At 70.0% G+C, this 20,617-nt stretch carries 20 protein-coding genes and 1 tRNA gene; 15 read left to right on the top strand and 6 right to left on the bottom strand.

Features of this window, described 5'->3' with window-relative positions; genetic code table 11:
- From ACODSY_RS21940 to ACODSY_RS21930, 3 genes are read left to right on the top strand one after another with little or no spacing between them, the layout of a single operon-like run.
- A complete protein-coding gene (locus ACODSY_RS21940) occupies positions 1–276 on the top strand; it encodes a hypothetical protein (protein WP_488954017.1) in 276 nt (91 codons plus the stop codon).
- A complete protein-coding gene (locus ACODSY_RS21935) occupies positions 273–1,277 on the top strand; it encodes a fumarylacetoacetate hydrolase family protein (protein WP_488954016.1) in 1,005 nt (334 codons plus the stop codon). The genes ACODSY_RS21940 and ACODSY_RS21935 overlap by 4 nt, the downstream gene beginning before the upstream one ends.
- Positions 1,274–1,789, top strand: coding sequence for a MarR family winged helix-turn-helix transcriptional regulator (locus ACODSY_RS21930; protein ID WP_488954015.1), 516 nt, complete (start codon positions 1,274–1,276; stop codon positions 1,787–1,789). Before ACODSY_RS21935 ends, ACODSY_RS21930 begins: the two co-directional genes overlap by 4 nt.
- A gap of 3 nt (positions 1,790–1,792) precedes the next feature.
- Here ACODSY_RS21930 and ACODSY_RS21925 read toward each other — a convergent pair whose 3' ends face one another.
- From ACODSY_RS21925 to ACODSY_RS21915, 3 genes are all read right to left on the bottom strand, one after another.
- On the bottom strand, positions 1,793–2,116 hold the full coding sequence (locus ACODSY_RS21925; RefSeq protein ID WP_488954014.1) for a hypothetical protein: 324 nt from the start codon (positions 2,114–2,116) through the stop codon (positions 1,793–1,795).
- 99 nt (positions 2,117–2,215) lie between these two features.
- Positions 2,216–4,090, bottom strand: a complete 1,875-nt coding sequence (gene feoB / locus ACODSY_RS21920; RefSeq protein WP_488954013.1) for a ferrous iron transporter B — start codon at positions 4,088–4,090, stop codon at positions 2,216–2,218.
- Positions 4,087–4,395, bottom strand: a complete 309-nt coding sequence (locus ACODSY_RS21915) for a FeoA family protein (RefSeq protein ID WP_488954012.1) — start codon at positions 4,393–4,395, stop codon at positions 4,087–4,089. Before ACODSY_RS21915 ends, feoB begins: the two co-directional genes overlap by 4 nt.
- Positions 4,396–4,532: 137 nt before the next feature.
- Here ACODSY_RS21915 and ACODSY_RS21910 point away from each other — a divergent pair.
- Positions 4,533–4,617: transfer RNA gene (locus tag ACODSY_RS21910), tRNA-Leu, on the top strand.
- 30 nt (positions 4,618–4,647) lie between these two features.
- Here ACODSY_RS21910 and ACODSY_RS21905 read toward each other — a convergent pair.
- Positions 4,648–5,124, bottom strand: coding sequence for an Lrp/AsnC family transcriptional regulator (locus ACODSY_RS21905; RefSeq protein ID WP_488954011.1), 477 nt, complete (start codon positions 5,122–5,124; stop codon positions 4,648–4,650).
- Positions 5,125–5,240: 116 nt separating this feature from the next.
- Here ACODSY_RS21905 and ald point away from each other — a divergent pair, with 116 nt between their 5' ends.
- The 3 genes from ald to ACODSY_RS21890 all read left to right on the top strand — a co-directional run bounded on the left by ald (position 5,241) and on the right by ACODSY_RS21890 (position 9,167).
- Positions 5,241–6,341, top strand: coding sequence for an alanine dehydrogenase (gene ald / locus ACODSY_RS21900; RefSeq protein ID WP_488954010.1), 1,101 nt, complete (start codon positions 5,241–5,243; stop codon positions 6,339–6,341).
- A 73-nt stretch (positions 6,342–6,414) separates the two neighbouring features.
- The gene (locus ACODSY_RS21895; protein ID WP_488954009.1) at positions 6,415–8,196 is read left to right on the top strand and encodes a copper resistance system multicopper oxidase; all 1,782 of its coding nucleotides are present in this window, start codon (positions 6,415–6,417) and stop codon (positions 8,194–8,196) included.
- Entirely contained in the window at positions 8,193–9,167 is a 975-nt protein-coding gene (locus ACODSY_RS21890) for a copper resistance protein B (protein WP_488954008.1), read from the top strand. The genes ACODSY_RS21895 and ACODSY_RS21890 overlap by 4 nt, the downstream gene beginning before the upstream one ends.
- 3 nt (positions 9,168–9,170) lie before the next feature.
- Here ACODSY_RS21890 and iolG read toward each other — a convergent pair whose 3' ends face one another.
- A complete protein-coding gene (iolG, locus tag ACODSY_RS21885; RefSeq protein ID WP_488954007.1) occupies positions 9,171–10,151 on the bottom strand; it encodes an inositol 2-dehydrogenase in 981 nt (326 codons plus the stop codon).
- 132 nt (positions 10,152–10,283) lie between these two features.
- Here iolG and ACODSY_RS21880 point away from each other — a divergent pair, with 132 nt between their 5' ends.
- The 8 genes from ACODSY_RS21880 to ACODSY_RS21845 all read left to right on the top strand — a co-directional run bounded on the left by ACODSY_RS21880 (position 10,284) and on the right by ACODSY_RS21845 (position 19,619).
- Positions 10,284–11,159, top strand: coding sequence for a MurR/RpiR family transcriptional regulator (locus tag ACODSY_RS21880; RefSeq protein ID WP_488954006.1), 876 nt, complete (start codon positions 10,284–10,286; stop codon positions 11,157–11,159).
- A 103-nt stretch (positions 11,160–11,262) separates the two neighbouring features.
- Positions 11,263–13,185 (top strand): bifunctional 5-dehydro-2-deoxygluconokinase/5-dehydro-2-deoxyphosphogluconate aldolase, encoded by a 1,923-nt coding sequence (locus ACODSY_RS21875; protein ID WP_488954005.1) that lies wholly within the window; start codon positions 11,263–11,265, stop codon positions 13,183–13,185.
- Entirely contained in the window at positions 13,182–15,032 is a 1,851-nt protein-coding gene (gene iolD, locus ACODSY_RS21870) for a 3D-(3,5/4)-trihydroxycyclohexane-1,2-dione acylhydrolase (decyclizing) (protein WP_488954004.1), read from the top strand. The genes ACODSY_RS21875 and iolD overlap by 4 nt, the downstream gene beginning before the upstream one ends.
- A gap of 2 nt (positions 15,033–15,034) precedes the next feature.
- Positions 15,035–15,940, top strand: coding sequence for a myo-inosose-2 dehydratase (gene iolE / locus ACODSY_RS21865; protein ID WP_488954003.1), 906 nt, complete (start codon positions 15,035–15,037; stop codon positions 15,938–15,940).
- On the top strand, positions 15,933–16,739 hold the full coding sequence (gene iolB, locus ACODSY_RS21860) for a 5-deoxy-glucuronate isomerase (protein ID WP_488954002.1): 807 nt from the start codon (positions 15,933–15,935) through the stop codon (positions 16,737–16,739). Before iolE ends, iolB begins: the two co-directional genes overlap by 8 nt.
- 101 nt (positions 16,740–16,840) lie before the next feature.
- Positions 16,841–17,863: an ABC transporter permease gene (locus ACODSY_RS21855; protein ID WP_488954001.1), complete on the top strand. Its 1,023-nt coding sequence runs from the start codon at positions 16,841–16,843 to the stop codon at positions 17,861–17,863.
- Positions 17,860–18,654 (top strand): ATP-binding cassette domain-containing protein, encoded by a 795-nt coding sequence (locus tag ACODSY_RS21850; protein ID WP_488954000.1) that lies wholly within the window; start codon positions 17,860–17,862, stop codon positions 18,652–18,654. The genes ACODSY_RS21855 and ACODSY_RS21850 overlap by 4 nt, the downstream gene beginning before the upstream one ends.
- Complete coding sequence (locus ACODSY_RS21845) at positions 18,651–19,619, top strand: substrate-binding domain-containing protein (protein WP_488953999.1); 969 nt, start codon at positions 18,651–18,653, stop codon at positions 19,617–19,619. Before ACODSY_RS21850 ends, ACODSY_RS21845 begins: the two co-directional genes overlap by 4 nt.
- A 4-nt stretch (positions 19,620–19,623) precedes the next feature.
- On the opposite strand, the gene ACODSY_RS21840 is transcribed toward ACODSY_RS21845, so the two are convergent.
- Positions 19,624–20,505 (bottom strand): LysR substrate-binding domain-containing protein, encoded by an 882-nt coding sequence (locus ACODSY_RS21840; protein WP_488954076.1) that lies wholly within the window; start codon positions 20,503–20,505, stop codon positions 19,624–19,626.
- Positions 20,506–20,617 lie beyond the last annotated feature (112 nt).

The following is a 20,617-nucleotide window of genomic DNA, read 5'->3' as shown; positions in this document are numbered from 1 at the left end:
ATGGGCTTCCAGGACGACCTGACCGCCGCGGCGAACGACGAACTGGACCGCGCCATGACCCTGGGCTGGCGCCAGCTCGCGAAGCACACCCCCTGGGGCGACACCTTCGAAGGCTTCACGCCGGAGGGCCGCGAGGTCTGTTTCGAACGGGCCTACATGTGGGAGCATGACGCCGGCGGCGACATCCGGGTGGAGGTCAGCGTCTACGAGCCGCGATCCTTCGAGGACGGCGTGCGGCTGACGCGAACGATTGCAAAGGATGGGAGTGACGGATGAAGCTGGCGTCGTTGAAGGGGGGGCGGGATGGCCGCCTGGTGGTCGTTTCCAACGACCTCGCCTGGTACTCGCCGGCCGACCGCATCGCCCTGACCCTGCAGGCGGCGCTGGACGACTGGGACCGTTGCGAGCCCGAGCTGCGCGGCCTGGCCGAGAGCCTTGAGCACGGATCGGTGCCCAAGGCGCGCTTCCACGAGCATGACGCCATGAGCCCGTTGCCGCGCGCCTACCAGTGGGCCGACGGCTCGGCCTATGTGAACCACGTAGCCCTGGTGCGCCAGGCCCGCGCCGCCGACATGCCGGAGAGCTTCTGGACCGACCCGCTGATGTACCAGGGGGGCTCGGACGGCTTCCTGGGCCCGCGCGACGACATCCCGCTGAAGGACGAAGCCTGGGGCTGCGACCTGGAAGGCGAGATCGCCGTCGTCACCGGCGACGTGCCGCTGGGCGCCACGCGCGAACAGGGCCTGGCCGCGATCCGGCTGGTGATGCTGTGCAACGACGTGAGCCTGCGGAACCTGATCCCGGCCGAGCTCGCCAAGAACTTCGGGTTCTTCCAATCCAAGCCGGCGTCGGCTTTCTCGCCCGTCGCCGTCACGCCCGATGCGCTGACGAACTTCAAGGACGGCAAGCTGCACGGGAAGCTGGAGGTCGAGCTGAACGGCCAGCCGCTGGGTGAGGCCGACGCCGGCGTCGACATGACCTTCGATTTCGGGACCCTGATCGCGCATGCGGCCAAGACCCGCGCGCTATCGGCCGGCACGATCATCGGCTCGGGCACCGTGTCGAACCGCGACGCCGACGGCGGGCCGGGCAAGCCGATCAGCCAGGGCGGTCTGGGCTACTCCTGCCTGGCCGAGGTGCGGACCGTGGAGACCATCCTGAACGGCAAGCCCTCGACGCCCTTCCTGAAGGCCGGCGACACGGTGCGGATCCAGATGATGGATGAGCGGCGCCATTCGATCTTCGGCGCCATCGAGCAGGCGGTCGCCGGGGGATGACCCTCCTCCGCCAAGGCTCAGGAGGGCGGGACGCCCAGGCCGATACCAGCCTGAGGCTCGACAGCTACCTGCCCTATCGGCTGTCGGTGGCGTCGAACGCCGTGTCCGGCCTGATCGCCCGCGCCTACGAGGATCGCTTCGGCCTGACGGTGCCTCAGTGGCGGGTTCTGTGCGCGCTCGCCGAGGACGGCAGGCTCAGCCAGGTGCAGATCGTCGCCCGTACGGTCATGGACAAGGTGACGGTCAGCCGCGCCGCCCAAGGCCTCGTCAAGCGCCGGCTCGTGGGCCGGGCGCAGAACAAGGCCGATGGGCGAAGCCACATGCTGGCGCTGACGGCCGAGGGCCGAAGCCTGTTCGCCGAGATCGCCCCGCTGGCGTTGGCCTACGAGGCCGCGCTCATCGCGGGGCTGGCGCCCGAGGAGGTGACGCTGTTGAAGCGCCTGCTCACGCGCCTGCAATCCGCGGCCGGGCAACTGGCCGGCGAGGGCCCTTCGGCGCCTCGGCTGGACTGACCTCTAGGCCGCGACCGCGTGCTCGGGAAGGACGCCCCAGCGGTGCGAACCCTCGCCGAACGGCAGGTGGAAGCCGTAGGCCGCTCGCTTGCGCTCGTCGCGCCAGGTCTGCTCGAATGAGACGATGACCTGGAGCTGAAGCTCCTCGGGGATCTGTCGGACGTCGTGACCCAGGTTGCGGGCCACGTGCTCAATCACCATCGATCGGTGCGCTTCGCCGCCGAGCGATAGGAGGGCCTTTCGGACGTGCTTGCACAGGGTCTGCTTGACCCGGATGGGCTTTTTCCCGGCGGGAACGTCCAAGGCGATTTCCTGCGTGTTCTGCATGGCAGGCATAGATTTGCGCCAGCTCGTTTATCGAGCGGTTAAGGCGCACGGAAAAAGCGCAATTAACGCAACTGGCGGCTGAAAGCCCTCCGCGTGGCCTCAGCCGGCGCCGAGCGCGACGGCCGTATGGTAGACTACGAACGAGGCCACGTAGGCCAGGGTGACCATGTAGCCGAACATCACGCCGGTCCACGCCCACGAGTTCGTCTCGCGCCGCACGACGCCTAGGGTGGCGACGCACTGCGGGGCGAAGATGTACCAGGTCAGGAACGACAGGCCCGTCGCCAGGCTCCAGGCTTCCGCGAGGCGCGTGCCGAGCGCCGCCGCGTTGTTCTCGGCATCGCCGACCGCATAGACCGTGCCCAGGGCAGCCACCGCCACTTCCCGCGCCGCGAAGCCGGGGATCAGGGCCACCACCATCTGCCAGTTGAAGCCTATCGGGGCGAACAGGGGCTGGATCGCGTGCCCGATCATGCCGGCGAAGCTGTAGTCGATGGCCGGCTGGGTCGCGCCGGGCGGCGGCCCCGGGAAGGTGGACAGCACCCACACCACCACCATCAGCGGCAGGATGATCCGCCCCGCGCGGCTTAGGAATATCTGGGCCCGCAGCAACAGGTTGCGGAAGACGCTTTCGAAGCTGGGAACCTTGTAGGTCGGGAGTTCCATGAGGAATGGTTCGACCGCGCCGCGCCAGAAGATCTTGCGGATGACGAACGAGACGATCAGCGCGCTGACGACCCCGGCCGCGAACAGGCCGAACATCACCAGTCCTTGCAGGCTCAGGCCCGGCCCCACCGTCTTGGCTGGGATGAAGGCGCCGATGATCAGGGTGTAGACCGGAATGCGCGCCGAACAGGTCATCAAGGGCGCCACGAGGATCGTGGTCATCCGGTCGCGCTTCTGGTCGATCACCCGGGCCGACATGATCCCTGGGATCGCGCAGGCGAAGGACGAGAAGAGCGGGATGAAGGCCCGGCCGTGCAGCCCCGCGACGCCCATGATGCGGTCCATCAGGAACGCGGCGCGGGCCATGTAACCGAAATCCTCCAGCAGGATGATGAAGAAGAACAGGGCCAGGATCTGCGGCAGGAAGACCAGGACCGAGCCGACGCCGGCGAACAGGCCGTCGACGATCAGGCTCTTGAGCAGGCCATCGGGGAGCAGGGTCCCGACCTGTGCGCCGAGCCAGGTGACCGCCGCCTCGATGGCGTCCTGCGGTGGCCCCGCCCAGGTGAACACCGTCTGGAAGACCAGGAACATGACCCCGCCCAGGATCAGGAGGCCCGCGACGGGATGCAGGAGCACGGCGTCAACCTTCGCCGTGAAGGTGTCGGGCCGCTCGGGCGGGCGTACGTTGGCCTTCAGGATGCGCTGCGCCTCGCGATGGGCGCTGCGGATCTCGGCCGCCGACGGCTCGCGCCAGACGTTCTCGGTGGAGAGGGCGCCCGAGGCGATCAGCTCGTCGACCTTGGCGGTGAGGTCCTGGATACCCCGCTTGCGCGTGGCCACGGTGGTCACGATCGGGCAGCCCAGCTCGCGCTGCAGGCCCTCGAGATCGATCCGCAGACCCTGCCGCTGGGCGATGTCGTACATGTTGAGCGCCAGCACCATCGGCCGGCCGACCGCCTTCAGCTCGAGGATCAGCCGCAACACCAGGCGCAGGTTCGTGGCGTCGGCCACGGCCACCACGACGTCGGGCTTGGCCTCGCCCTCAAGGCGGCCAAGGACGGCGTCGCGGGTCACCGCCTCGTCGGGGCTGCGCGCCCGCAGGGAATAGGTGCCCGGCAGATCCAGTACGGACAGAGTCCGCCCGCCCGGCGTGGTGAGGAAGCCTTCCTTGCGCTCCACCGTGACGCCGGCGTAGTTGGCCACCTTCTGGCGGCTGCCGGTCAGGGCGTTGAAGAGCGCGGTCTTGCCGGTGTTGGGATTGCCGACCAACGCGACGCGCGCCGGGCGGAGGGCCGCCTCGCTCATTTCGACTCCAGCCGCACCCAGACGTCCTCGGCGTCGCGCCGGCGCAGCGCGACCCGCATGTCGTCGACCCGCACGGCGATCGGGTCGGCGCCGAACAGGCCCTGGTGCAGCAGTTCGAACGCGGCGCCCTCCACGAAGCCCGACTCCAGCAGGCGGCGCTCCAGTTCGTGGACGTCGACGCCGTGCCCGTTCGCATGGTCGGCCCGCACGTCGACGATCACGCCACGGTCGCCGGGCCTCGCTTGGCTGAGGCGCGTCAGCGTGGCGTCAACCGCCACCGCCTGGTCGGCGAGCATCTCGTGCATCCGCAAATTCATCCTGTCGTCCGCAGATATTGCGAACGATTATCAGGTACGACCTCGGCCGTTCGTGCGCAAGGCTCGTATCGCCGCAGGGCGACATGTTGCGCGGGCGGAGCGAGCCTCTATAACCGCACCCCGATGCGGGCGTGGTGAAACTGGTAGACGCGCCGGACTCAAAATCCGGTTCCGAAAGGAGTGTCGGTTCGACCCCGACCGCCCGCACCATCTGGGCTCCTTGCCCATCCCCCGACAGAGCTAGCGGATCGGCAGGGCGTTGCGTCGGACGATGCTGCGCAGGGCGATGGACGAGTTGAGCCGCGCCACGTGCGGCAAGCGTGTCAGCACCTTGGCGTGAAGCCGCTCCAGGTCGTCGATGTCGGACGCCACCAGCCTCACGATATAGTCGGCTTGCCCCGTCATCAGGTGGCACTCGACGATCTCAGGCGCTTCGGCGACCGCGGCCTCGAAGGTCGCCAGCACGTCCTGGGCCTGGCTCGAGAGGGTGATCGAGACGTAGACGGTCAGCCCCAGGCCGACCGCGGCCGGGTCCACCCGGGCGGCATAACCCGTGATGACGCCCGCCGCCTCCAGGGCTCTGACCCGCCGAAAGCAGGCGCTTTCCGAGAGGTTGGCCGCCTGGGCCAGCTCGGCGTTGGTGGCGCGGCCATCGACCTGCAGCTGGCGAAGCAGGACTTTGTCGTGGTTATCGATGATGTTCGAAGATTTTGCCATCGACCCTCCCAGTATGGGTGGAATTTTCCATATCACCACCTTTGCGGCCTGCAAAATTCAAGGATTCCCACCGGCGTTCCGACATACGCTGTTCGCTCAACACCACGGAGCGCGCCATGCGGATTGGGACCGTCACCGAGATCAAGAAGCTTGAGCAGCGGGTGGGCCTGACGCCCGCCGTGGTCGCAACCCTCGTGGCGCACGGCCATGAGCTGTTCGTCCAGTCTGGCGCAGGCGCGGGCGTGGGCCTGTCGGACGGCGACTACGCCGCGGCCGGTGCGAAAATCGTCCCCGACGCCGCGGCCGTCTTCGAAGCCGCCGAGTTGATCGTGAAGGTCAAGGAGCCGCAGGCGCCCGAGATCGCGCTGCTGAAGCCGCACCACGTCCTCTTCACCTACCTGCACCTGGCGCCCGATCCGGAACAGACCCGCGGCCTGATGGCCTCGGGCGCCACCTGCATCGCGTACGAGACCATCCTCGACGAGAAGGGCGGCCTGCCGTTGCTGACGCCGATGAGCCAGGTCGCGGGCCGTATGGCGGCGCAAGTCGGCGCCGCCTACCTGCTGGCTCCCGCCGGCGGCCGCGGCCTGCTGATGGGCGGCGTGCCCGGCGTGGCGCCGGCCAAGGTGATCGTGCTGGGCGGCGGCGTGTCGGGCTTCAACGCCGCCGAGATCGCCGTGGGAATGCGCGCCGACGTCACCATCATGGACATCTCGCCCAGCCGCCTCGCGCAGCTGGACGCGCACTTCGAAGGCCGCGCGCGCACGGTGCTGGCCTCGCGCGGCGCGCTGCTCGAACTGCTGCCCACGGCCGACCTGGTGATCGGCTGCGTGCTGATCACGGGCGCCGCGGCCCCCAAGCTGGTCCGCCGCGAGGACCTGAAATTGATGCGCAAGGGCTCGGTGCTGGTGGACGTCTCGATCGACCAGGGCGGCTGTTTCGAGACCTCGAAGGCGACCACCCATGCCGATCCGACCTATGAGGTGGACGGCGTCGTCCACTATTGCGTCGCCAACATGCCGGGCGCCGCGCCGCTCACCTCCACCTACGCGCTGGGCGCGGCCACCACGCCATATGTCCTGGCGCTGGCCGACAAGGGCTTCGAGCGTGCCTTCGCCGAGGATCCCGGCTTCGCCGCCGGCCTGAACGTGGCGGGCGGGCGCGTCGTCCATCCGGCGGTCGCCGCCTCGCTGGACCTGCCGCTCGCGGCCGCCTGATCGCTTTTCCGGTCGAGCGCCTATATCCGGTGGGGCGCGGCCCGTGCGGCCGCAGCGTTTCTCGGGATGGACGATGCGTTGGGATATGAGTCGCCGCCGGTTGCTGCGCGGGGCGACGGCAGCGGGCGCGGCCTCGGCGCTGCCGGCCTGGGCGCGTAGCGAAACAACGGGCGCGACCCGCCCCGAGGCGCTGACCGGCGAGGACATCCGACTGACCATCGGTCACGGCCACCACCTGGTGGATGGCCGCGGCAAGCACGTGGTGGCTATCAACGGCCAGGTGCCGGGACCGCTGATCCGGCTGAAGCAGGGGCAGAATGTCCGCCTACACGTGACCAACACCCTGGACGAGGACACCTCGATCCACTGGCACGGCCTCCTGGTGCCGTTCCAGATGGACGGCGTGCCGGGCGTCAGCTTCCCAGGCATTCCGCCCGGCCAGACGTTCGTCTACGAGTTCCCGGTCATCCAGAGCGGCACCTATTGGTACCACAGCCACTCCGGGCTGCAGGAACAGGAGGGCCACTACGCGCCCATCGTGATCGACCCGGCAGGGCCGGATCCTGTCGCCTACGACCGCGAGCATGTCATCGTACTCTCGGACTTCAGCTTCCTGCACGCCCATCGGATCTTCCAGAAGCTCAAGCAGCAGGGTGGGATCTTCAACTACCAGAAGCAGACCATCGCCGGCCTGCTGGCGGGCAAGGACCAGACGCTGAAGGAGCGGCTGGAATGGGCCCGTATGCTGATGGACCCCACGGACATTTCGGACGTCACCGGCGAGGTCTACCGGTTCCTGATCAACGGCCGGGGGCCGGCGGACAACTGGACGGGGCTGTTCCAGCCGGGCGAGCGGGTGCGGCTGCGGTTCGTCAATGCGGCGGCCCAGACCATATTCAACGTCCGCATCCCCGGCCTGAAGCTGACGGTGGTGGCGTCGGACGGACAGCCCGTGCGGCCGGTGGAAGTGGACGAGTTCCAGATCGGCAACGCCGAGACCTACGACATCATCGTCCACCCGACCGAGGATCGCGCCTACACCCTCGTCTCAGAGGCCGTGGACCGCTCGGGCATGGGCCGGGCCACCCTGGCTCCGCGCCCGGGCATGACCGCCGAGGTGCCGCCCCTGCGCGACCGGCCCCTGGGCACGATGCGCGACATGGGCATGGACATGTCCGCCATGGACCACGGCGCGATGGCCGGCATGGACCACGCCGCCATGGGTCACGCGGTGTCTGCTCCGGCCGGGCCCGGCATGGCGTCGCCCAGGGTGCGCGGTTCGGACGCCATGGGTCACGCCATGGACATGCGGGACGCCTCGAAGGCCCCGAACCTGCCGCTGGGACCCGGCGTCCAGTCCATCGCGGCCATGCCGCAGGACCGGACCGGCGAGCCGGGCCAGGGGCTGGAGAGCGTCGGCCACCGCGTGCTGGTCTACAAGGATCTGATCGCGCTCGAGCCCAATCCCGATACCCGAGCGCCGTCGCGGGCCATGGAGATCCGGCTGACCGGCAACATGGAGCGCTTCATGTGGGGGTTCGACGGCCGGAAGTTCAGCGAGAAGCCCCCGCCCTACACCCTGCGGGCCGGCGAGCGGGTGCGGGTGACCCTGGTCAACGACACCATGATGACCCACCCGATCCACCTGCACGGGCACTTCTTCGAGCTGGTGCACGGCCCGGTGGGGCACATGCCCCGCAAGCACACGGTCAATGTGCTGCCGGGGGGCAAGGTGACGTTCGACGTCACGGGCGAGGCCGGCGACTGGGCCTTCCACTGCCACATGCTCTACCACATGCACGCGGGCATGTTTCAGGTGTTCAAGGTGCGACCGGCCGAAGGGCGCGCGGCATGAACCGGGCTATTCTCGCCGGCGTCGCACTGGCCCTGATCGCGACCAGCACCGTGGCCCAGCCGGCCGACCCCCACGCCGGGCACGTCATGCCCGCGGCGCCGGATCCGCACGCCGGGCATGTGATGCCGGCGCCCGCGGCCGATCCTCATGCGGGCCACAAGATGCCGGCTTCGCCGGACCCGCACGCGGGTCACGTGATGGCGCCGGCGGCAAAGGTCGGCGCGGACCTTCCCGTGGGCGATGCGCCGCCGCCCAAGCCGCCCACCGACAATCTCGCCGACGCGGTCTACGGCGTGGACCCGATGGCCCGGAGCCGCGCGATCCTGGCGGCCGAGCACGGCGGTGGCCGGGTCTCCCGGGTGATGCTGGACCTGCTCGAGGCGCGGCTGGGGTCCGGCGGCGGATACGAATGGAACGGCGAGGCCTGGTACGGCAGCGACCACCATCGCCTGGTCCTGAAGTCCGAAGGCGAAGGCGGTTGGGACGAGGGCGTCGAGGAAGCCGAGGTCCAGGCGCTCTATTCGCGACCGGTGGGTGTCTATACCGATCTGCAGCTCGGCGTCCGTCACGACTTCGAGCCCGGGCCGCAGCGCACCTACGCCACGCTGGGCGTCGAGAGCCTGCTGCCCGGATGGTTCGAGGCGGAGGGCGCGCTATTCCTGTCGGACAGGGGCGAATTCCTGGCCCGCATGGAAGGCAGCTATGACTTTCGCCTCACCCAGCGGCTCGTGGTCCAGCCCCGCGCCGAACTGAACTTCGCGTCCGAGGACATTCCCTCGCGGGGTATCGGCTCGGGCCTCTCTGACGCGGAATTGGCCCTGCGCCTGCGCTACGAGATCAAGCGTGAGTTCGCGCCCTACGTGGGCGTGGTCTGGAGCCGCAAGGTCGGCGACACCGCAAAGTTCGCCCGCGCCGGGGGCGAGGACGTGGATGACACCCGGGTCGTGCTCGGCTTGCGGGGCTGGTTCTGAGCCTCAGAGCCTGACCGGCCGGCCGCTCTTCAGCGACTCGGCCGCCGCTTCCGCCAGCGCCAGGGCGGCGACGCCGTCGGCATAGCCGATCTCGGGCTGGGCCTTGCCGTCCAGCAGATCGGCGAAGTGGGCCATCTCGGCGCGATAGGCCTGGGCGTAGCGGTCGAGGAAGAAGTTCTGGAATCGGTCGGCCTGCGCGCCGGCCTCGGTCCAGACCTGGACCGTGCTCTCGGTGACGTTGTCGGCGCGAACCATGCCGTCCGAGCCATAGGCCTCGATGCGCTGGTCGTAGCCGAAGCCCGAGCGGCGGCTGTTGGCGATGACGCAGAGCTTGCCCGAGGCCGTCTTCAGCATCGTGCGCGCCGTGTCGACATCGCCGGCCTCGCCGATGGCGGGGTCTACCAGGCAACTGCCCCAGGCGAACACCTCGATCGGCTCCTCGCCCAGCAGCCAGCGGGCCATGTCGAAGTCGTGGATCGCCATGTCCTTGAAGAGGCCGCCCGAGACCTTCACGTAGCTGACCGGCGGCGGGGCAGGGTCGTTGGAGGTGATCTGCAGGCTCTCCAGCCGGCCCACGCGGCCCGCGTCCAGTCCCGCCTTCAGCGCCCGGAAGCTGGGATCGAACCGCCGGTTGAAGCCGAGGAACAGCCGCGCTCCCTCCAGGTCGCCGGCCGCCGCATGGGCTCGGGTGAGGTCCATGTCGATCGGCTTCTCGCAGAACACCGCCTTGCCGGCCGCGTGCGCCCGCAGGCAGTAGTCCAGGTGGGTGTCGGTGGAGCTGGCGACGATCACGCCCGCCACCGAAGGGTCATGCAAGGCGGTGTCGAGATCGCTCATCTCGCCGCCCGCTTCCCGCGCCACCACCGCGGCATTCTCCGCGACGGGATCCACGACGCGGCTCAGCGTCAGGCCGGGGTGAGCGGCGACGTTGGCGGCGTGGATGCGGCCGATCCGGCCGGCGCCGATCAGGGCGATCTTGTGCATGGGGTCTCCTCACCGCCGTTCTATGGAACAAATTTTCTGGCGCCAAGCGCGATGGAATTGTGACGCTTTGTCGGTTTGTGGATCGTTGGCGGAACGGATATTCTAGTTCGTGAAAATCCGCTTCGAGGCTCCATGACCGACGCGCCGTCCGCCCCGACCTCCGCCGAAGCGCTGCGCGCGGCGATCCTGGAACGCTATGACGGCCTCTCGAAACGGTTGCAGCAGATCGCGCGGTACGTGCTGGACGAACCCAACGAGCTGGCGCTCGAGACCCTGGCGGTGATCGCCGAGCGCAGTGGAGTCCAGCCCTCGGCCATCGTCCGGTTCGCCAAGAGCTTCGGCTTCGACGGCGCCAGCCAGATGCAGCGGTTGTTCCGCGACGGCCTGCTCTCGGGCAACGCCGCGCTGGGCTACGGCGAACGGGTGCGCAGCTTCAACCGCGCGGTCCACGGCCGCGGCGCCTCCGGCGGCGGCCACCTGCTGTCGGAGTTCGTCGAGGGCAACACCCTGGCGCTGCAGAGCCTGTCTCAGACGGTGAGCGACGCGGATCTCGCTGCGGCGGTGCGGCTGCTGGAGGCGGCGGATACGGTCTATGTCATCGGGTTTCGTCGCGCGTTCCCGATCTCGTCCTATCTCGCCTATTCGCTGCAGCAGACCGGCAAGCGGACGATCTTCGTCGACGGCGTCGCGGGCCTCGCCCGCCGACAGGTGCAGGCGCTGACACCCAAGGACCTGCTGATCGCGGTGAGCTACCAGCCCTATGCCGACGAAACGGTGCAGGCGGTCGAAGCCGCCGCCGCCTGCGGCGCGTCGGTCCTGGCGATCAGCGACAGCCTGGTGAGCCCGATCGCCAAGCCGGCGACCCTGACCCTTCAGGTGCGGGAGTCCGAAATCCGCGCCTTCCGCTCGCTATCGGCGTCCATGTGCCTGGCCCAGGCGCTGGTGATCGGCTTCGCGTTCGAGATCTCGCGCAAGGAGGACCGCCGCGCCAAGCGTCGCAACGCTTGAGACCATCGTTCCATTTGTGAAATGAACATTGCAATTATGGTGGTCGTGGAATACGTATTCCAAACGACGTCCCGGTGGGCGTCGAAGGAGGGCTCGGGGCCGCATGGCTGAGGACAAGGCGATCGACCTGCTCGCCATCGGCCGGTCCAGCGTCGACCTCTACGGCGAGCAGGTCGGCGGACGGCTTGAAGACATGGGCTCGTTCGCCAAATACGTCGGCGGAAGTCCCACCAACACCGCGATCGGCGGGGCCCGGCTCGGCTTGAAGACGGCGCTTCTGACGCGGGTCGGCGCCGACCACATGGGTCGTTTCATCCGCGAGCAGCTGGTCCGCGAGGGTGTGGACGTGAGCGGCGTCATATCCGATCCGGACCGGCTGACGGCGCTGGTGGTGCTGGGGATCCGCGACCGCGAGACCTTCCCGCTGATCTTCTACCGCGAGAATTGCGCCGACATGGCGATCTGTGCGGACGACGTCGACGAGGCCCAGGTCCGCGCCGCCCGCGCCGTACTGATCAACGGCACTCACCTGTCGCAGCCCGGCGTCTTCCAGGCGTCGATGACGGCCGCCAACCTGGCCAAGGCGTCGGGCGGCAAGGTCGTCTTCGACGTCGACTACCGGCCGGTCCTATGGGGCCTGGCGGCCAAGGACATGGGCGAAGACCGCTTCGTGGCGCATGCAGCCGTCACACAGATCCTCCAGCAGGTGCTGCCCGTCTGCGACCTGGTCGTGGGCACCGAGGAGGAGATGCATATCCTGGGCGGCTCGACCGACACGATCGCGGCGCTGAGGGCCGTCCGCGAACGCACCGGCGCGCTGCTGGTCTGCAAGCGCGGGCCCAAAGGGTGTTCGGCCTTTCCGGGCGCCATCCCGGACAGCCTGGACGCCGGCGTCGTGGGGCCGGGCTTCGAGGTCGAGGTGTTCAACGTGCTGGGCGCCGGCGACGCCTTCATGAGCGGCTTCCTGCGCGGCTGGCTGCGCGACCTGCCGTTGGAACGCTGTTGCGAGATCGCCAATGCGGCGGGCGCGCTCGTCGTATCGCGCCACGGCTGCGCGCCGGCCATGCCCACCTGGGTGGAGATGGAGGCCTTCCTCGCCGACCGGAACCGCCCGTTCCGCCTGCGTGAGGACGCCGAGCTGGAACACATCCACTGGGCCACGATCCGGACCGGCGTTTATCCCGAGCTGGCCGTTCTGGCTGTCGACCATCGGGTTCAGTTCGAGGAACTGGCCGCCGAGGTCGGCGCCGACGCGGCGCGCATCCCGGCGTTCAAGCGCCTGGCGCTGGAGGCCCTGCATCAGGTAGCCCAGGGCGACAGACGCTTCGGGATCCTGCTGGACGGCCGCTTCGGTTTCGAGGCCCTCGCCGCCGCCGCCGACCATCCGTACTGGATCGGCCGCTGCATCGAGATCCCGCGCTCCCGCCCCGTCGAGTTCGAGGCCTCGCCGGACGTGGCGGCCGAGCTGGCGTCCTGGCCGCTGAACCACGTCGTGAAGGCGCTGGTCTTCTACCATCCCGACGACGACGCCGAGCTGCGCGAGCGCCAGGAGCGCCAGGTGGTCCGGCTGTTCGACGCCTGCCGCAAGACCCGCCACGAGCTGCTGCTGGAGATCATCGCCCCGCCGGATGCTCCTGCCGATGCGCAGACCATCGCGCGCGCGGTCACGCGGTTCTACGATCTGGGCGTGAGGCCGGACTGGTGGAAGCTGGAGCCGATGGACGACCCGGCCGCGTGGCGCAGCATCGAAGCCGTGATCGCCGAGCGCGACCCGTTCTGCCGCGGCGTGGTGCTGCTGGGCCTGTCGCAGCCGACCGAGACCCTGCTGGCGGCCTTCGAGGCGACGGCGGATGCGCCCGTCGTGAAGGGCTTCGCGGTCGGCCGCACCATCTTCCACGAGCCGGCCCGCGCCTGGTTGTCGGGCGAGATCGACGACGCCACGGCAGTGGATCAACTCGCCGCGACGCTGAGCTATCTGGTCGAGGCCTGGCGTCGCGCGCGGGCGGGCGTGGGGCGGGCCGCATGAGCACGGTCCGCCTCACGGCCGCCCAGGCGACGGTCCGCTGGCTGTCGCGCCAGTTCGTCGAGGTCGACGGCGCCGAAGTCCCGTACTTCGCCGGCGTCTGGGCGATCTTCGGCCATGGGAATGTCGCCGGGCTCGGCGAGGCGCTGGCGGGCGCCCGCGACGACCTGCCGACATACCGCGCCCACAACGAACAGGGCATGGCGCACGCGGCCATCGCCTACGCCAAGCAGATTCGCCGCCGCCGCGCCATGGTCTGCACCACCTCCATCGGACCTGGGGCCACCAACATGGTGACGGCCGCCGCCGTGGCGCATGTGAACCGGCTGCCGGTGCTGTTCCTGCCCGGCGACGTCTATGCCAGCCGCCGGCCGGATCCCGTGCTGCAGCAGGTCGAGGACTTCCGGGATGGGACGGCCAGCGCGAACGATTGCTTCCGGCCGGTGTCGCGTTACTTCGACCGGATCGTTCGGCCCGAGCAGATCCTGGCCGCGCTGCCACGCGCCATGGCGGTGATGACCGATCCCGCCGACTGCGGCCCGGCGACGCTCGCCTTCTGCCAGGATGTCCAGGCCGAGGCGTTCGACTATCCGGAGGCTTTCTTCGACCGGCGCGTCTGGCGCATCCGCCGGCCCGCGCCGGACGCCCGCGAGCTGGACGATCTCGTCGCGGCGCTCCGGGCGTCGTCGCGGCCGCTGATCGTCGCCGGCGGCGGCGTGCTCTACGCCGGCGCCGAGGCGCGCCTCGGGGGATTGGCCCAGGCGCTGGGCGTGCCGGTGGCTGAGACCCAGGGCGGCAAGGGCGCGCTCGCCTGGGACCATCCGATGAACCTGGGCTCCATCGGGGTCACCGGCTCCAGCGCCGCCAATGGCGCGGCGGCGGAGGCGGACCTGGTGATCGGTGTGGGCACGCGGCTGCAGGACTTCACGACGGGTTCGCGCGCCCTGTTCGCCGCGCCGGGCCGCCGGCTGGTCCAGGTGAACGTCGGCGCATTCGACGCGCATAAGCATGGCGCCTCCACGGTCGTGGGCGATGCCGACATCGTGCTGGAGTCGCTGGAGCAGCGCCTGGCCGGCTGGCGCGCGCAGGAGGCGTGGAGCCGGCGGGGCCGCGAGGCGGTGGTGGCCTGGACCGCGGCCGCGGACGCCGCGATGGCGCCGCCCGCGGGCAACGTCCTGCCGTCCGACGCCCAGGTGATCGGCGCCGTTCAGCGCGCCGCCGGCCCGGATGCCGTGGTCGTCTGCGCCGCGGGCGGGCTGCCGGGCGAGCTGCACAAGCTGTGGCGCACCCGCCGGCCGGGCGGCTACCACGTGGAGTACGGCTATTCCTGCATGGGCTATGAGATCGCGGGCGGGCTGGGCGTGAAGCTGGCGGCGCCGGATCGCGACGTGCACGTGATGCTGGGCGACGGCAGCTATCTGATGCTGAACTCCGAGATCGCCACCTCGGTCATGCTGGGCCGAAAGCTGACCATCACCGTCCTCGACAACCGCGGCTTCGGCTGCATCAACCGGCTGCAGCAGAGCACCGGTGGGGCGCCCTTCAACAACCTGTTGGCCGACGCCCGCCACGAGACGCTGCCCGAGATCGACTTCGCCGCCCACGCCGCCAGCCTGGGCGCGCGGTCCGAGAAGGTGGCCGGCGTCGGCGAGCTTTCCGCGGCCCTCGAACGCGCCCGCGCCTCGGACCGCACCTATGTCATCGTCATCGACACCGACCCCATGACCTCCACCGAGGCCGGCGGCGCCTGGTGGGACGTGGCGGTGCCCGAGGTGTCCGAGCGGGCGGAGGTGCGCGCCGCCCGCGTCGCCTACGAAGCCGCCATCAAAGACCAGCGTACCGGAGACTGAGCATGACCATCCGCTTCGGCGTCAGCCCGATCGCCTGGGTCAACGACGACATGCCCGAGCTGGGCGGCGACACCCCGCTGGAGACGATCCTGGCCGACGCGCGCGACATCGGCTTCGCGGGCGTGGAGCTGGGCGGCAAGTTCCCGAAGGACCCCGCGACGCTGAAGCCGCTGCTGGGTGGTTACGGCCTCGACCTCGTCGGCGGCTGGTTCAGCGGCAATCTCCTGACCCACGGCGTCGACGCCGAGATCGCCGCGGCGCGCGAGCACCTGGACCTGCTGAAGGCGATGGGCTCGACCGTGTTCGTCCACGCCGAGACCAGCAACGCCATCCACGGCCGGAGGACGGTTCCCCTGAGCGGGAGGCCACGGCTGGACGAGGCGGGCTGGAAACTGTTCGGCGACCGGCTGACCAAGTTCGCGGATCACATCGCGGGTCACGGCCTGCGCTTCGCCTACCACCACCACCTGGGCACGGTCGTGGAGCGGCCCGAGGATCTCGGCGCCTTCATCAAGTCCACCGGCGAGGTCGTGGGGCTGACGCTCGATACCGGCCACGCGGCGCTCGGCGGCGTCGATCCCGTGGCGGCCATCCGCGCCCATCCGCGGCGCGTGAACCACGTCCACTGCAAGGACATCCGCGCGGAGGTCTTCGCCGGGGTCCAGGCCAAGGGGCAGAGCTTCCTCGACGGTGTGCTGGCCGGGATGTTCACGGTGCCCGGCGACGGGGGCCTGGACTACGCCCAGGTCATGCGGGCGCTGGCCGACATAGGTTATTCCGGCTGGATCGTCGTCGAGGCCGAGCAGGATCCCGCGATCGCCAACCCGCGAAAGTATGGCGAGCTGGGCCTGCGCACGCTGAAGCGCGAGGCCGCTGCGGCGGGCCTCACGGAGGCTGCCTATGCCTGACCTGCGCGTCCGTCCCCACGCCCCCGACGCCTCGGGCCAGGTTCTGTCGGTCACGCCGCAGAGTGCGGGTTGGGACCACGTCGGCTTCGCAGTCCACGAGCTGACGGATGGCCAGACCGCCGATGGCGGCCGGCCCGACCGCGAGGTGTGCCTCGTGGTGCTGGCCGGGATCGCCGACATCCGGGCCGGTGACGCGCGCTACGACGAGGTCGGCGGTCGCACCAGCGTGTTCGAGGACCGTCCCCCGGCCGCGGTCTACGTCCCCGCCGGCGCGCCCTGGTCGGTCACCGCGAGGGGGCGGGTGGAGCTGGCGGTCTGCTCGGCCCCCGGAACTGGGGCCGGCGCCCCGCGCCTGATCGATCCCGCGCGGATGAGCCGCGAGGTGCGCGGCGAGGGGACCAACACGCGCTACGTCCGCAACATCCTGCCCGAGACGGAAGCCGCCGAAAGCCTGCTGGTGGTGGAGGTGATCACGCCGGGCGGCCACTGGTCGAGCTATCCGCCCCACAAGCACGACACCGCGACCGCCGCGGAGGAAACCCAGCTCGAGGAGACCTACTACCACCGCCTGGCCCCGCCGCAGGGCTTCGCGATCCAGCGCGTCTACACCGACGATCGCAGCCTGGACGAAACGATCTCGGTCGAGGACGGCGACGTGGTGATGGTGCCGCGCGGCTACCATCCCGTCGGCGCGCCGCACGGCTACGACCTCTACTATCTGAACGTGATGGCCGGCCCGAAGCGGCAGTGGATCTTCCGCAACGATCCCGCCCACGACTGGATTGCGAAGAAGGCCTGATCTGCAGTCTGGAAGATTTCTTCCAGATGATGTGACAATGGAATATCGTGACCATGCCAAGGCGACGCCAGTTCGCCCGGCCAGGGGGAGTCAGGCCGACCATGAGTTCGCTCGCCAGACCGGAGACCGCGCTCCGGCCGCGCTTCCGCCTCGCGACGCCGGAGATTGGCGCGCTGGCCGGCGCGGTCCTGGTCTATGCCTTCTTCTTCGCCGTGGCGCCGCCGTTCCGCGACCTGTCGGCGGTCTCGACGGTGCTCTACGTCAGCTCGATCTACGGCATTCCCGCCCTGGCGGTCGCGTTGCTGATGATCGGCGGCGAGTTCGACCTGTCGGCCGGGGTGGCGGTGGTGAGCGCCGCGCTCATGGCCTCGATGACCGCCTATGAACTCACCGCCAACGTCTGGGTCGGCGTCGGCCTGTCTCTGGCGATGGCGCTGGGCGTCGGCGCGATCAACGGCTGGCTAGTCTGCCGTACCGGGATCCCCAGCTTCCTCGTCACCCTCGGCAGCTTCTTCATGCTGGGCGGGCTGAACCTGGCCGGCACGCGGCTGGTCACGGGCGCGGTCGCCACCCACAGCGTCGCCGACATGGACGGCTTCGCCCAGGCCCGCGCTGTCTTCGCCTCGACGATCCCCATCGGCGACGTGGGGGTGCGGATCACAGTGCTCTGGTGGCTGGTCTTCGTCCTGTTGGCGACCTGGGCCCTGCGCCGGGCGCCGTTCGGCAACTGGATCTATGCGGTGGGTGGCGCGCCGGCCAGCGCGCGCGCCGTCGGTGTGCCGGTGCGCCGGGTGAAGATCGCCCTCTTCATGGTGGTGGGCTTGGCCGCCTGGTTCGTCGGCATGCACCAGCTCTTCGCCTTCGACACGGTCCAGTCGGGCGAGGGCGTGGGCAAGGAGTTCTACTACATCATCGCCGCCGTGGTCGGCGGCTGCCTGCTCACCGGCGGCCAGGGCTCGGCGGTCGGCGCGGCGCTGGGCGCTTTGATCTTCGGCATGACCACGCAGGGCATCATCTACGCCGGCTGGAACCCCGACTGGTTCAAGTTCTTCGTGGGCGCCCTGCTGCTGGGCGTGATCCTGCTGAACGCCGGCGTCCGCCGCTGGCAGGCGGCCCGATCATGAGCGCGCCGATGCTGCGGCTGGCGGGGGTCGGCAAGTCGTATGGCGCGGTGTCGGCGCTCGGGGGCGTGGATCTGCAGGTGGCGCCGGGCGAGGTGGCCTGCGTGCTGGGCGACAACGGCGCCGGCAAGTCGACGCTGATCAAGATCATCGCCGGCCTGCACCAGGCGGACGAAGGCGCCATGGAGGTGGCTGGTGAACCCGTGCGCTTCGCCTCGCCGCGCGACGCTATCGAACGGGGGATCGCCACCGTCTATCAGGACCTGGCGACGGCCCCCCTGATGCCCACCTGGGCCAACTTCTTCCTGGGTCGCGAACTGCTGAAGGGGCGGGGCCCGTTCCGGCGCATGGACATCGGCCGGATGCGCGAGGTCTGCTCCGGCCAGCTCGCGGCCATGGGCGTCGACCTGGATGACGTGGACCGCCCGATCGGCGCCCTGTCCGGCGGCCAGCGGCAGTGCGTGGCGATCGCCCGCGCGATCCACTTCGGCGCTCGGGTCCTGGTGCTGGACGAGCCGACCGCGGCGCTGGGCGTCAAGCAGGCGGGCGCCGTGCTCCGTCACGTGGTCGAGGCCCGCAAGCGCGGCGTGGCGGTGATTCTGATCACGCACAATCCGCACCACGCCTATTCGGTCGGCGACCGCTTCCTGCTGCTCCAGCGTGGCCGCAGCCAGGGCTGCTTCGAGCGCGCCGAGATCGGGCTGGAGGAGCTGACCCATCGCATGGCGGGCGGCGCCGAGCTGGACCAGCTGGCCCACGAACTCTCGCGCAATACCGGGGAGGCGCGCTCATGATGCGGAAGGCCATGGTCCTGGCGGCGGCGATGCTCGCCCTGACGGCCTGCAGCTCGAAGGGCGGCAAGGCCGGCGCCGAGCGGGCCGCGACGGTCGAGGCGCCCGAGATGACGGTCGCCTTCATCACCCACGCCGCGCCGGGCGACACCTTCTGGGACATCGTGCGCCGCGGCGCCGAGACGGCGGCGGCCAAGGACAAGGTGACCCTGCGCTACGCCGGCGACCCCGACGGCGGCGCCCAGGCGACGCTCGTGCAGAACGCCATCGACAGCAAGGTCGACGCCATCGCCGTCACCCTGGCCAAGCCCGAGGCCCTGACCCCCGTGATCAAGGCGGCGCGGGCGGCGGGCATTCCGGTGGTGGTGCTGAACTCGGGCATGGACCGCTGGCAGGCCGTGGGCGCTCTCGGCTACTTCGGCGCCGACGATGGCCTGGCCGGCGAGGGGGCGGGTAGGCGCGCGAAGGCCGACGGGGCCCGGCACGTGCTCTGCGTTTCGCATGAGCAGGGACAGGTAGCCCAGGAGGCGCGCTGCGACGGCCTGGCCCGCGGCTTCGCGCCGGGTCGGACCGAGAAGGTCTATGTGCTGGGGTCCGACATGCCCTCGGTGCGCTCGACCATCGCCGCCAAGCTCCGGCAGGACCCGTCGGTCGATCTCGTGGTGACGCTCGGCGCGCCCTTCGGCCTGACCGCCATCGAGGCGGTGAAGGACGCGGGCAGCCGCGCCAAGGTCGCCACCTTCGACACCACACCGCAGGTCCCGGCGGCGATCCGCTCGGGCGCCCTGCAGTGGGCCATCGACCAGCAGCCGTACCTGCAGGGCTATCTCGCCGTGGACTCGCTGTGGCTGAACCGCGCCAACGGCAACATCATGGGCGGCGGCCAGGCGGTGATGACCGGGCCCTATTTCGTCGACAAGACCAACGTCGACGCCATCGAGGCCTTCGCCGCCAAGGGCACGCGCTAAGCCGTCAGCCGCGTCGCAGCGCCTCGCCCAGCCAGTCGACGAACAGCTGCGCCTGGGGCGACATTGGCTTCGTGCGATTGGGGATGGCCGCGAACCCGTCCTCGAAAGCGACGAGGCCGCCCACCTGGACCAGGCGGCCAGCGGTAAGGTCCGCCGCCGCCAGCCGCTGCTCGACGACGGCGATCCCCATCCTCGCCACCGCCGCGCCCAGGCACAGGTGGGTGTGTGGGAAGGACAAGGTCGTGGTGGTCGCGATCTCGACCTTCGCCAGCGCCGCCCAGCGATCCCAGGCGCTCGACGTATGGTCGTGCAGGATGCGGCACGGCGCGACGATCCGGCCTCGCGTCAACCTCGCCGGATAGCCTGGCGCGGCCACCAGGCCGAAGCGGCTGTCGGCCAGGCGGATCGCCCGGGCCTGGTCTTCGGCGGAGTAGGCGCTGCGGTCCCAAAGCACCGTGAGGTCGGCGTCCCGCTCCTCGCGCATCTCGCGGGCCGAGGTCATCGACAGGCGGATGCGCACGTCCGGGTGGGCGGCGGAGAACTCGGGGAGATGCGGCACCAGCCAGCCCATGGCGAAGGTGGCGCTGCAGGCCACGTGCACGGCGGGCGAGCGCGCCTGGCGCACAACCTCGTCGTAGCGCTTCGATAGAGTGTCCAGCGCCTCGGCCACCGCGGCCGCCAGCCGGCGGCCGTCGGCGTTGGCGCGCAGGCCCGTGCCCACCTTCTCGAACAGCGGCAGGCCGGCGTCCTCGTGCAGGGCCCGAAGCTGCTTGCTGACCGCGCCGTGCGTCCGGCCCAGCTCGTCCGCCGCGCGGCTCACCGAGCCCAGGCGGGCCACGGCCTCGAAGGCGCGGAGCGTCGAGAGTGGAGGTAGGCGCGGGCGCAGGTGCAGGTCTCTCTGTGAATATCACTCACAGATAGCACGATCCGAACTCGATTTTCCACGCCATGGGCCCTGCGTAGTTGATCCGTCGATCCGGAAGACTGTGAGAGGGACG

This window comes from Phenylobacterium sp. FG114, from assembly GCF_057809855.1.
This window is presented reverse-complemented; position numbering and strand designations above follow the sequence as displayed.